Consider the following 12,392-nt stretch of genomic DNA (forward strand, 5'->3'; position numbering starts at 1 on the left):
GAGGATGTAGTAAATCGCCCCAAACATCACCATGCTGAAGAAGGAATAGATGACGAGTTGCGACTGGCCGTTTTGGAACTGTGTGAAATGCACGATGCTGTCGACCGAACGCAGTGAGGCGAGCAGGCCGATGACGCTGGCCACGGTGAACGCAATGGCCCCGAAGAAGGTGAAGCGGATGGTCGGGCTGTGGTAGACCATGTGGTATTGGCCGCGCATGGTGAGGACGAGGTTCGCGGTCACCGTCACGATCTGCACGAGCAGGATGATGCTGGAAGCGATGCTCAGCGTGACGACCCAGGCGGGGATGGGACCGCCGCTCAAGCGCACCGCACCCGTCATTCCCGTGAAAATGATGAACGACCAGAACCCGATCGCCGCCAGATTGTAGCTGTGCACCGGCCGGTTGATGACTTTCGGGATGAGGTAGTAGGCGGCGGCCAGGCCGATCGAAGTGAGCCAGATGCTGAGGAAGTTCTGCGTTGCCCAAGCGGCGACGAGGTTTTGCACGACACCGGAGACATTCGGCAGCACATGCGCGGCATGCGCCATCGAGAAACTCCACGGGAACCAGAAGAGCGCGGCGACCAGATACCACACCGAGATGAAGGGCGTGGTCTGCGAGCGGAAGCTGAAAAGCAAGAGCGCCCAGATGGCGATGAGCAGATAGCCGATGAGCATCAAGATCGCGGAACCAGTGGGGATTTCCAAGCCTTCCAGGCCGGTCGTCTTCCCCGCGAGGATACTGATGATGCCGTAGGTGAGGCCCACCTGCCAGAACACGGCGCCCGTCACGAGGACACCGGGAAATTTCACCTGCACCCGGCCGAGTCGCGCCAGGAGCCAGATGGTGACCCCGAGTCCCGCCAGGCTGCCCCAGCCGAAGCTCATGGTATTGGTGAAGGCGGGCCAGATGCGGCCGTAGCTGAGAAACGGCACATCCGCGAGGAACGAAGGCGAGAAGAGTTCGATGGAGGCGATGAGGCCGAGCACCGTCGCGAGCATGAGCCAAAGGAGGCCATTGCCGAAAAAGAAGAGCACGGGCCAGCGCGCCGAGGCGTCGATAGCGGCGCGCTCAACCGCCGGGTAGGAGGTCTCAGCGGCCGGGGCCGGAGATGTCGTCGGAGTAGGAGCGGTAGCGACAGCGGTCATTTCGTGGGCGCAGGATTTTCAGTCGGATTGATGATTGGAGGACGAGCCGGGGCTTCGGGCGCGGCCGCGGGCGCAGGGGCCGGAGGTGCGGGCGGCGGAACGGGCTTCGCTTCGAGAGCAGGTGGTGCGGGCACCGGGGCGGGGGCGGGAGCGGGCGCAGGAGGTGCCGCGGGTGCGGGCGCTGCGGCCGGGACGGGTGCGGGTGTCGCCGGGGCAGGTGCTGGAGCCGGAGTCGCGGCCGGCGCGGCAGGAGTGGCCGCTGCCGGTGCCCCAGGCGGAGTGAAACGAATCGTGTCCGCCCCTTGCGGAGATGAAGGCAGCGCGGGTGGCGGAGGCTCGGTCGACTTGGGATCGGGGACGAAGACCGGAAGCGGGGGTTCCACTGCGACCTGCGACGGAGCGGGTTTTTTGCTGCGCAATTCGGCCACGGCCATCGGGATCGCGTCGGTGATCGACACGTGAACCAGGCCCTTGGCCTTGTCGATCCAGCCTTCGGAAGTGAGTTTCTCCTGCGCTTCGTTCTCGAGGCGCGTGCGCACCTCGATGCGGCCGGCGGCGCGGCGCTCCTCGAGAGTCTGTCCGCTCTTGCCGGAGAAAGCCAGGACGGCCACGGCGATCACCACCACGCCGAACAAAAGCGCGGTGACGCCGAGAAAACCGAGGAAGCCGTTGGACGTGCGATGGGTAGATTCGGGCGCCATATCAATTGGTCAATTTCAGCGAGCCGAGGAGCCGCGGGTCGCGTGTCGGGAAAAGGAAGGACTTGCCGATGTTCCGGAAGAACAGCCAGCCGAGGATGCCACCGACCGCCGCCAACGAGGTGAGATCGAAGATGCTGGGACTGAAGCCGGTGCGATGCAGGGCCGGCAAAACGACGACGTAGATGTCGATGAGCTGCATAAACAAGATCCAGCAGGCCACCCAGTTGATCAGGTTCCATTTCTTGGTCATCTTCGTGTATTGGAAGAGGAGCACCGGGAACGGCAGGAAGAAGCGGCAGACGACCAGCGCCTGGCTGAAGTACCACCACGATTCCGTGTTGCGCAGGCGGAAGTACATCGTCTCTTCCGGGATGTTCGCGTACCAGATGAGCATGTACTGGTCGAAGCCGATGTAGGCCCAGAAAATCGTGAAGGCCAGCATGAACTTGCCCATGATGTGGTAGTGCTCGTCGTTGACCACGCTGAGATAGCCCTGCTTCTTCAAACCCGTGACAATGAGCACGAGCAGCGACATCGAGCTGCCCGCGGCGCCGGCGAAGAGGTAGACGCCCCACATGGTCGAGAACCAGTGGTAATCCAGGCCCATGAGCCAATCGACACCGGCAAAGGTGATGCACAGCGCGAGCGCGGGAATGCCGCCGACGCCAAACTTGCGCATGATCAAGGTATGCTTCGCCGCGCCGTCGGTATCCTGGGCGGTGGAGCGCTTCCAGAGCGTGGTGGCGATCCACGAGAGGAAGAAGAAATAGGCCACCGCGCGAATGTAGAAGAACTTGTGATTCAAGAATCCGCTCTTGCCATCGAGGAGCGGGTCTTCACCGGGCTGCATGTCCCACCACTTCCACAAATCCTTCATGCAAAAGAGCAGGACGGGCAGGAAGATGATGGCGAAATACGGCAGGAGCTTGGCGATGTTCTCCATCTGCCGCCGGACGACGACCGACCATTCCGCATCGGTGGCATGGTGCAGGCAGGTCCAGAAAAGGCCGCCGATGCAGATCGTGAAGAAGTAGAACGACGCGAACAGCCAGGAAAAGGCAAACTGCTGGTGCCACGCCGGAACGAAAAAGCCGATGAGGCTGCCGGCGATGCCGATGATGCCCACCGTGAGCAAGATCTTGGGCAGACCTCCCGCGTGCTTGGGATCAAAGGTCTCCGGGGCGGGCGGAGTCGGTTCGTGAGAGTGGTCGCTCATGGCTTGGATTGAAATTCCTTCTGCTTGGCCTCGGGCAGGTCAGCCAATTTAACGCTCTGGCTCTTTTGCAGCGTGCGCACGTAGGCGACGATGGCCCAGCGGTCCTCCACCGCGATGTTCGGGCCGTAGGCGCCCATGGTGTTCTTGCCGTTGGTGATCGTGGAGAAAATCTGGCCGTCCGGCATGGCGCGGATGCGGTCGTCCTGGAGATTGGCGATGGCCGCGATGCCAAACTGGCTGGTGATGCCATTGGCCAGGCCCACTTTGCCGTGGCAGACCGCGCAATTGATATTGAACCGCTCCTGGCCGCGCTTGACCAGCGCTTCGGTCACATCCAGCGGGAAGCCGTCGCCGTAAACGTCGGCGAATTTGCCGGTGTTGTAATAGTTGGGCTCGTTGGTGAAGCCGGTTGGCTGGATGGTGCCATTCTTGGCGCCCGCCTGCAGGAACGAACCAGGCAGGGTGTACCCCAACGGAATCGTGCCCGCGACCGGCCGGCGCGATGCGCTGCCATCCGCAAAGAACGTGCTCTCGTGCTGCGCGTCGTAACGCGGCTGCTGCTTCATGTCCGGGAAGATCTGGATCTCCGGAAGGGCGCTATGCGTCCCGCGAAATCCGGCTAGAACGGCAATCGAAATGCCACCGAGAATGAAGGCGATGAAAAAATAGCGAAGCATGATCAGTCGTGGATAAGCGTGACGTGCTGGCCGCCGATTTCCTCGAGCAGGGTGCGGGTCTTGGTCTCCGAGAACTTCGGATCGCGCGCCTCGATGACGAGGAAGAAACCGTCATCGCTGACCCGGGAAAAACGCTCCCAGTTGAAGACCGGATGATACCACTTCGGAAGCTGGTTCATGATCATCAGCGAAAACACCGTGGTGAACGCCGAGAAGAGCACCGTCAACTCGAACATGATGGGGAAAAACGCCGGCAAGGTGCGCCAGTCGTACGGTTTGCCATGCACGATGAGCGGATAGAGACCGAAGGACGGGATGCAGGTCAGGAGCACGGCGGTGAGCAAGCCGGTGGAACCGCCGATGAAGACCGGGGCGCTCAGCCAGGATTTGCCGAGGCCCATGGCTTTGTCCATACCGTGCACCGGGAACGGCGTGTGCACGTCCCACTTGGTGAACCCGGCGTCGCGGATTTTCTCAGCGGCCGTCATGAGCGAGGCCGCGCTGTCGAACTCGGCGCCGAGGCCGTAAACTTTACGATATTCAGCCATCTTAGTGTTGCCCCTCCTTGGCTGGGTGCGGGTGAGCATGCGGATCGGCGGCCGGGGTCACGGCCTTCACTTCGAAGGCGCAGATCATCGGCAGGAAGCGCATAAAGAGCAGGAAGAGAGAGAGGAAAATCCCGAAGGTTCCGCAGAACGTCCAGATCTCCACCCACGACGGGTGATAGTGATGCCAGGAGCTCGGCAGGAAATCCTGGGCGAGCGAGGTCACGATGATCACGAAGCGCTCGAACCACATGCCCACGTTTACGAACATGGACACCACGAACACCCAGATGTAGTTCGTGCGGGTCGACTTGATCCAGAAGACCTGCGGCGAAATGACGTTGCAGAACATCATGCAGTAATAGGCCCAGGAGTACCAGCCTTTCCCGTGCACCCCGACGCGCGCCTCGAGGAAGGTGAAGAGCTCGTATTTGTTCTGCCCGTAATAGGCGATGAACAACTCCATCAAGTAGGCGTAACCCACGATCGTGCCGGTGAGCAGGATGATCTTGGCCATCTTGTCCACGTGCTGGCGCGTGACCATGTCGTCGAGCTGCGGATACAGCAGCCGCGCCGGAAGCATGATGGTCAGCACCATGGCGAAGCCGCCGAAAATCGCGCCCGCGACGAAGTAGGGCGGGAAGATGGTGGTGTGCCAGCCGGGCAGAATGGACGTGGCGAAGTCGAAGGACACGACCGAGTGCACCGAGAGCACCAGCGGCGTCGAGAGACCTGCGAGGAGCAGATACGCCATTTCGTAGTGCCGCCACTGGCGATTCGAACCACGCCACCCGAGAGCGAAGAGGCCGTAGGCGAATTTCTTGACGCGCGACTTGGCCCGATCGCGCAGCGAAGCAAGGTCAGGAATGAGGCCCGTGTACCAGAAGAGCACGGACACCGTGAAGTAGGTCGAGACCGCGAACACGTCCCAGAGCAGCGGCGAACGGAAGTTCGGCCAGATGCCGTAGGAGTTCGGGATCGGCGCGAGGAACCACGCCATCCACACGCGGCCCACGTGAATGCCGGGGAAGATACCGGCGCAAATCACCGCGAAGAGCGTCATCGCTTCCGCGGCACGGTTGATCGAGGTGCGCCACTTCTGCCGGGTGAGGAAAAGGATCGCCGAGATGAGCGTGCCGGCGTGGCCGATACCGATCCAAAACACGAAGTTCGTGATGTCCCACGCCCAGCCCACCGTCTTGTTTTCTCCCCACACCCCGACGCCGTTGGAGATCTGGTAACCGATGCAGGTCAAACCCACGAGCGCAAGCAGCACGCAGGGGATGAACATCAACCACCACCAGATCGGCGTGCGCGCCTCGACGATCGTCGAGACGTTGTCCGTAATCCAGTGCAGGCTGCGCTCGTTGGTCACCAGCGGGACACGCTGGAGTTCCTTGGGCGTTTCGAGAGTGACGGCGGCTTCCGACATTACGCTTTGGTTTCTTTGGGCTCGGCGGCAGCTTCATGCTTTTCGCCACCGTGGTGAGGAGTTTTCATGGCCGCGCCGATTTTCTCCGCGCCGGGCATCTTGGGATTGGGATTGCGGATACGCGCCAGGTACGAGACGCGCGCCGAGATATTCAAATACTCGAGCAACCGGTAGCCGCGCTCGCTCTCCTTGAGTTTCGCCACGCTGCTCTTGGGATTGTTGATGTCGCCGAAGGTGATGGCATCCGCCGGGCAAACCTGCGCGCACGCCGAGGTGAAGGCGTCCGCCGGAATCTTGTATTCCGCGGAATCGCGGGCCGCCACTTTCGCGGCGATCTTCGCTTCCTGGATGCGCTGCACGCAGAAGGTGCATTTTTCCATGACGCCGCGCATGCGCACGGTGACGTTCGGATTCTTCTCCATCTTGATCGTGTCCTCGGTGCCCTTCGGCGCGATGAGGTTCCACTTGTGGAGACCGGTGAACCAGCCGCCATTCTTGCTGCCCATGGCGTCGCGCTGGTTGTAATCGAAAAAGTTGAACCGGCGCACCTTGAACGGGCAGTTGTTCGCGCAATAGCGCGTGCCGATGCAGCGGTTGTAGACCATCACGTTCAGGCCGTCTTCGCTGTGCACCGTGGCATTCACCGGGCACACGGTTTCACACGGCGCATTCTCGCAGTGCTGGCACATCATGGGCTGCGAGATCATCTCCGGGTCGGGATCGTTCTCGTCCACGCTGGCGAAATAACGGTCCGTGCGAATCCAGTGCATTTCGCGGCCGTTGATGACCTGTTCCTTGCCGACGATCGGAATATTGTTTTCCGCCTGGCAGGCGACCATGCACGCGGAACAACCGGTGCACGCATTCATGTCGACGACCATGCCCCAGCCGTGCGAATCCCAGTTGTGATTCGCGGCGTGCTCGGGATCCTGGGGATTGTTGAGCGGCGGATGGCTGTAGAGCGAAATGTTCGGCGGGATGTGCGCATCCATGCCCATCGTCTTGGCGAAATCGGGCTTGGCCTTGTACTCACTCACCGTTGCCTCGCGGGTCAGGTCGCCCCCGCGGCCTTCGAGCGCGAAATGCTCCTGCGTGAGCGCCAGCTTGTAGTGCTTGCCGGTCACCCGCAGCTTCGCGCCGACCGCAAAGTAAGGCTCGGCGGTCGTCCGCAGCGGATAGGCATTGAAACCGGTGGTGTCACCCACCTTGCCCACCACACTCCGGCCGTAGCCCAGCGGAATGGTCACGGAATTGTCGGCATGACCCGGCGCGATGATGATCGGGATCGAAAGCGAACGCTTCTCGAGCAGGATCTGCACGATATCGCCCATCTCCACATCGAGCTTCTTCGCCGTGGCCAGGCTGATCTGCGCGGCGTTGTCCCACGTCAGCTTGGTGATCGGATCCGGAATTTCCTGCTGCCAGCCGTTGTTGTTGTAGCGGCCATCGTCCACCTTCGGGCAAGCCGTGAAGACCACTTCATAGGAGTCTTCGCCACCAGCCGGGGTGCTGAACTTGTCGGTGATGTACTGCGCCGCCGAGGCGCCGTTGTAAGTCAGCGTTTCGACCTTCGCCGCGCTGTCCGCCAGGAAGCCATCATGCAGGAATTTCGACCACGCGGTCACAAAATCCGCCGGCTTGGCGATTTCCTTGAAAGTATCCTGGATCAACTCCGGTCCCGCGGGCTTCGCCAGTCCAGCGATCTTGGCCAGCAGGTCGAGTTCGCTCCACGCACCGAAGAGCGGGAGAATCATCGGCTGCACGGAAACGTAGCTGCCATCGGAGGCACGCCCGTCACCCCAGAATTCGAGGTAGTGCGCGAGCGGCACATTCCACTTCGACAGTTGCGACGTCTCGTCGATCTCCTGCCCGAGGCGAATCACCGTGGGCACCGACTTCTGCAAGGCCGCCCAGTCGAGATCGGCCGGGGCATTGTAAACCGGGTTGCCGCCGACGATGAAGAGCGTCTGGATCTTCTTGTCATTGATCAACGGGACCAATTCCGCAATCGAACCCATCGCCGCACCCGTCTTGCGGCCCGTGATCGTCTTGCCGATGTTGCCGAGCGCCGCATTGATGGCCGCGACCAGCACCTGGACCGCCGCCGGTTGCCGCGAACCCACCACGACGAGGCACTTGCCCTTCGCCGCCACGAGATCCTCGACGCAATACTTGATCCAATCGCCGCCGTCGTACTTGGCCGCGGAAGCCGCAATGGTCTTGACCACGCCACCGAGGGCCGCGTCATTCGTGGCACCGGCGATCGCCGAGGCCAGCGCGAGCGCAAAGGCCCCGATCTGGCTGGCCGGCAAACGCAGGCGATGGTCCGACATGCCGCCGGTCACCGTGTAGCGGTTCTCGACCACGTACAGCCGGTTCATCTTCGAGTCCGGCCCCGTCACCTTGCGGCGCGAGGAAAAGGCCCGGACCTGGCTGATGTCGCCATCACTACCGAGAAAATCACTGTCCAGCGAGAGCACCACGTCCGCCTTGTCAAACTGCGGGAGCGCCTCCACACCCTTGCCAAAAGCTTCGTCCGTGGCCACCGGGCCCAGCGGCTCGTAAACCGCCCAGGTGGCTTTCGGATACTTCTTCCCGATCAAGCCCTGCAAACGCAGGCGGGTCGGCGAATTGTCATCCTGCAACAGGAACGCCAGCCCGGAGCCGTCGCCGGCGTCCTTGAGAATTTCGTCCAGCGCCTTCTCGAACGCTGCTTCGTCCACCACCACGCCATCCCGGGTGATCTTCTTGGCGCGGTCCGGATCGTAGAGATCGAGGACCGAGGACTGCGAAAAGCTGTCCGTCGCTCCCTTGCTCACTGCGTGCAGCGGGTTGCCTTCGATCTTCGTCGGACGCCCGTCGTGCGTCGTCGCCACCAGCGGAGCATAGCCACGGCGCGTGGGCCGGGCGGTGGTGAAAAACAGGGGTTTGCCCGGGATCGACCATTCGACACCGCGGGTGAACGGCACGAGGTGCAACGTCGGGCGGCGGCAGGCCGTGAGGCCCAGGCCAGCCAGCGCCGTCGAGGCGCCCATCAGCTTCAGAAAGTTCCGGCGCGTCACATCGCCGCCCTGCAATTCTGCGGCGCCTTGCGGGAACTCGCGTTCCAGCCAGCCGCGGAATTCCGGCGTATCGGACAACTGCCCGAGGGAACGCCAGTACTTTTTGCCGGTCAACGGCTCCGAGGGATGCTCAAAAATTCGTTTCATCGATGACAGCCGGCGCAGTTTTTATCTGGTGGATTGATGTGCCACTTGTCCCGCAGGGTGGAACCGATGTCCTCCTGCGTGAGTTTGACCGTGGAGTTCGAGAAATCGTGGGCGTCCTTGCCGGGCGGCAGACCAAAGGTCGCCACAAATTTTTTCACGTCCTCATCCTCGGGCTTCCAGTTCAAGTTGGTGATCTGGTTCAGCGGGCGGAGCGCGCCGGCCGGGTCGCGATGGCAATTCAGGCACCAGTCCATCGAGTGCGGCTTGTCGTGATACACCACCGCCATCTCATTGACCTTGCCGTGGCAGCTCACGCAGCTCACCCCGCGGTTCACGTGCGCCGAGTGGTTGAAGTAGACGAAATCCGAGGTCTTGTGAATCTGCACCCATTCCATCGGCTTGCCGGTGGCCCAGGAGTCGCGGATCGGGGCCAGCTTCGGGTTATCCCGCTGCACCTGCGTGTGGCAGTTCATGCATACCTGGGTGGTCGGGATGTTCGAGTGGGCGGCCACTTCCACGAAGCTGTGGCAGTAGCGGCAATCCATGCCGAGCTGGGCGACATGCACGTCGTGCGGGAAAGGAACCGGTTGGGCGGGCTGATAGCCGACCCGGGTGTATTTGGGAGTAAAGTAATACCACATGCCCAGCGAAACGGCGTTCGCGAGCACCAGCACGCAAACCACGAGTTTGATGGGCAGGATATTGCTCCCGCGCGGAAAAATGTTCGCCATGCCTAGATTTTTTCGGAGCTTCGGGAGTGGTGGAATTCAGCGTTTTGCATGCAGCGGGAAAACGGGTGAAGGCAACATTGTGATTTCATGGAAGGCATTGCAAGCGCAGTTTGTGAAAAATTTCACAAGCCACCCCTCCACGCCAAAAACGCGGACGCTTTTCTCAAAAAGGGCCGCGATTTTTTGGCCGTCCGCCCCCCGAAGCAAGATCAAAAATGCGCCATTCCTGCGGCAAAGCCCCTCGCGCCCGCCGCCTCCCCGATAGGGACGCCGCCCCACAGTGGACGTCCTCGACCAGCAGCCGATTCCATCGTCTTCCATCTTCCATATTCCATTCCCCCTTTCCCCGTCCCACCCCCGCCTTTCGCCTTTCCCTTCACCCCCGCCCTCTCCATCCTCCACTGGTGGTCACGGCTGAACTGAAATCCTCCCTGGAAAAATTCGTCCTCCCGGAAAAACTCAGCCCTGCATTTCACGCGATGCCGGAATCCTTACCCGATTTCGACAAAACTGGCGTCAAACCGATAAAAACCATGGCAGAATCACAACATCTCGAGATCTTGGAGAGCGGCGTTGAGGCGTGGAACGAGTGGCGGAATGACAACCCGCAGGTGGTTCCCGATCTTCGTGGTGCGGACCTGAGCGACGGAGAATATACGACTTACGATCCTGATGCTGGACTCATCGGAATCAACCTTGAAGGGGCAGACCTCAGAAACGCAAAGCTACGCGATGCTGACCTTTTTGAGGCCAATATGAGGTATGCCAATCTTGAAGGTGCTGATTTGTGTGGGGCTGGAATGAGCATGGCGGACTTAATCCGCACAAATTGCCAAGGCGCCCATCTACAAATGACGGATCTGACCAACTCGCTATTATTTCAAGCAAAGCTTGTCGAATCAGACCTATGGCGAACTAACTTTTCGTGTGCTTGGCTCACGGAAACGGATTTCTCTAAGTCACGAATAGAAGGTACAATCTTCGACGAGGTCGATCTCAGTGAAGCGCGTGGACTCGAGACTGTCCGCCATAGCGGCCCGTCGGTAATTGGCATCTCTACCATTTACGCCTCGAAAGGTCGCATTTCGGAAGTTTTCCTTCGTGGATGCGGCGTGCCGGAAAGCCTCATCGACTATCTCCCCTCACTCGTCGGAGCGCAAGAAGGCATCCGGTTCTACTCCTGCTTCATTTCCTACAGTTCCGAAGACGAAGAATTCGCTAAGCGACTGCACAGTAAAATGCGAGACGCTCATTTGCGCGTCTGGTTTGCGCCGGAAGACATTCAGGGTGGAAAAAAGCTGCACGAGCAGATCGAGACGGCGATCCGCATTCATGACAAGCTGCTCATCGTCCTCTCCGAGGCGAGCCTCCAAAGCGAATGGGTGATGACCGAATTGCGTAAGGCCTTCAAAGCCGAGCGGCGGGAGGGGAAACGCAAACTTTTTCCCGTGCGACTGGTGGACATGGAGACGATCAAGGCGTGGGAATGCTTCGATGCCGACAGCGGCAAGGATCTCGCCACCGAGCTGCGCGAATACTTCATCCCCGATTTCTCGCACTGGAAGGACCACGACAAGTTCGAGGAGTCATTCACCAGGCTGCTCAAAGATCTCAAGGCCAACGCGTAGCCTTTTCTCTCGTGGAAAAGTATAACCTTCAGCTCACCGACACCGACCAGCCATGAAAGACTATCACATCAATATCTTCTACAGCGACGAGGACGGTGGTTACATTGCCGACCTTCCCGATTTGCCGCATTGCTCCGCCTTTGGCGCGACACCGGCGGAAGCCCTCGCCGAAGCCGAGCAGGCCCGGCAGGCCTGGCTCGAAGCGGCCCGCGCCGAGGGCAAGCCAATCCCCGAACCCCGCTACCGCCCGGCGATTTACCAACTCGCCTCGTAGCCATCCGCCTCGCGGGGCTCCACTTGCTGATTTATTCGGATGACGCCAATATCCTCCTATGAGCACTGTCGCCGATATCATCGATGCCGTGCAGCATCTCACCGATGAAGAGAAGGATGACTTTCTCGAAAAGCTGCGGGAGATCGAATTTGAGGATGTGTGGGAACGGCAGATGCAGGGCGATGCCAAGGCCGGCAAACTTGACTTCCTGATACGCGAGGCGGATGAAGCGATTCGGGGCGGGACATTGCGTGACTGGCCGGGTAAAGCGGGCCAATAAAATCCATGCGAGTTCCCTTCCGTCGCCTGGCGCTGTGGTTTGTTTTCCTGCTCGTGGGAGCGGCTTTTCTGGGCTGCTGCTGGATGGCGGTGCAGGCCGCGATGCATCCCCGCTATTATTCGATCGCCACCATCGAATTGCGCGGGGGGGCTACCGCTGCACAGGCGGTCGCGGTGATGCCCCCTCAACCGAGTGGAGGGCCAACGGTCAGCTTCGCCGCGGTGCGCAATACCGGCCTCTTCGAGCTCACCGTCTGCGCGGAGCATCCCCAGGACGCCGCCAATCAGGCCAACCAACTGGCAGTGGCTCTGCAAACTTCCCTCGCCCCCGGTTCGGTTCTGATCTGGGAGAAGGCCGAAGCGGCACGGTCGCCGGGATATCCCCGGCGCCGGCTATGGTGGCAGTTTTGGAAGGTGTGGATTCCCGGCTGATGGCTCCCTTCGGACGGATATCCGTGACGTGCCGCCTCCTCGCTTCCCAGCAGATTTAGATTGACAAACTGGTCAATAGATGCTACACTCCGGCGTGTAAGAGTTGGAATAGGCCG

The 12,392-nt window shown here is 60.8% G+C and carries 12 protein-coding genes; 4 read left to right on the forward strand and 8 right to left on the reverse strand.

Annotated features, from left to right (window positions below; all coding sequences use genetic code 11):
• From ABJF10_RS00375 to ABJF10_RS00410, 8 genes are all read right to left on the reverse strand, one after another.
• The coding region (locus tag ABJF10_RS00375; RefSeq protein ID WP_348542517.1) for a cbb3-type cytochrome c oxidase subunit I at positions 1-1,152 on the reverse strand (1,152 nt) is incomplete at its 3' end.
• Positions 1,149-1,853 carry a hypothetical protein gene (locus tag ABJF10_RS00380; protein ID WP_348542518.1) on the reverse strand — a complete coding sequence of 235 codons (705 nt, stop codon included), beginning with the start codon at positions 1,851-1,853 and terminating at the stop codon, positions 1,149-1,151. The genes ABJF10_RS00380 and ABJF10_RS00375, both read right to left, overlap by 4 nt.
• Position 1,854: 1 nt before the next feature.
• Positions 1,855-3,069, reverse strand: coding sequence for a hypothetical protein (locus ABJF10_RS00385; protein ID WP_348542519.1), 1,215 nt, complete (start codon positions 3,067-3,069; stop codon positions 1,855-1,857).
• Complete coding sequence (locus ABJF10_RS00390; RefSeq protein ID WP_348542520.1) at positions 3,066-3,746, reverse strand: cytochrome c; 681 nt, start codon at positions 3,744-3,746, stop codon at positions 3,066-3,068. Before ABJF10_RS00390 ends, ABJF10_RS00385 begins: the two co-directional genes overlap by 4 nt.
• A gap of 2 nt (positions 3,747-3,748) precedes the next feature.
• Positions 3,749-4,294: a DUF3341 domain-containing protein gene (locus ABJF10_RS00395; protein WP_348542521.1), complete on the reverse strand. Its 546-nt coding sequence runs from the start codon at positions 4,292-4,294 to the stop codon at positions 3,749-3,751.
• A gap of 1 nt (position 4,295) precedes the next feature.
• A complete protein-coding gene (gene nrfD, locus ABJF10_RS00400) occupies positions 4,296-5,723 on the reverse strand; it encodes an NrfD/PsrC family molybdoenzyme membrane anchor subunit (protein ID WP_348542522.1) in 1,428 nt (475 codons plus the stop codon).
• Entirely contained in the window at positions 5,723-8,932 is a 3,210-nt protein-coding gene (locus tag ABJF10_RS00405; RefSeq protein WP_348542523.1) for a TAT-variant-translocated molybdopterin oxidoreductase, read from the reverse strand. The genes nrfD and ABJF10_RS00405 overlap by 1 nt, the downstream gene beginning before the upstream one ends.
• Entirely contained in the window at positions 8,929-9,663 is a 735-nt protein-coding gene (locus ABJF10_RS00410; RefSeq protein ID WP_348542524.1) for a cytochrome c3 family protein, read from the reverse strand. Before ABJF10_RS00410 ends, ABJF10_RS00405 begins: the two co-directional genes overlap by 4 nt.
• Positions 9,664-10,067: 404 nt before the next feature.
• Here ABJF10_RS00410 and ABJF10_RS00415 point away from each other — a divergent pair, with 404 nt between their 5' ends.
• Genes ABJF10_RS00415 through ABJF10_RS00430 form a run of 4 tightly spaced genes read left to right on the forward strand, consistent with a single transcriptional unit; the run spans position 10,068 to position 12,276 of the window.
• Complete coding sequence (locus ABJF10_RS00415; RefSeq protein WP_348542525.1) at positions 10,068-11,291, forward strand: toll/interleukin-1 receptor domain-containing protein; 1,224 nt, start codon at positions 10,068-10,070, stop codon at positions 11,289-11,291.
• A gap of 52 nt (positions 11,292-11,343) precedes the next feature.
• Entirely contained in the window at positions 11,344-11,565 is a 222-nt protein-coding gene (locus tag ABJF10_RS00420) for a type II toxin-antitoxin system HicB family antitoxin (RefSeq protein WP_348542526.1), read from the forward strand.
• 58 nt (positions 11,566-11,623) lie between these two features.
• A complete protein-coding gene (locus ABJF10_RS00425; protein ID WP_348542527.1) occupies positions 11,624-11,845 on the forward strand; it encodes a hypothetical protein in 222 nt (73 codons plus the stop codon).
• A 5-nt stretch (positions 11,846-11,850) separates the two neighbouring features.
• Positions 11,851-12,276: a hypothetical protein gene (locus tag ABJF10_RS00430; RefSeq protein WP_348542528.1), complete on the forward strand. Its 426-nt coding sequence runs from the start codon at positions 11,851-11,853 to the stop codon at positions 12,274-12,276.
• The last annotated feature ends 116 nt before the right edge of the window (positions 12,277-12,392 follow it).

This window comes from Chthoniobacter sp., from assembly GCF_040003245.1.
In the GTDB taxonomy this organism is placed as follows: Bacteria; Verrucomicrobiota; Verrucomicrobiia; order Chthoniobacterales; family Chthoniobacteraceae; genus Chthoniobacter.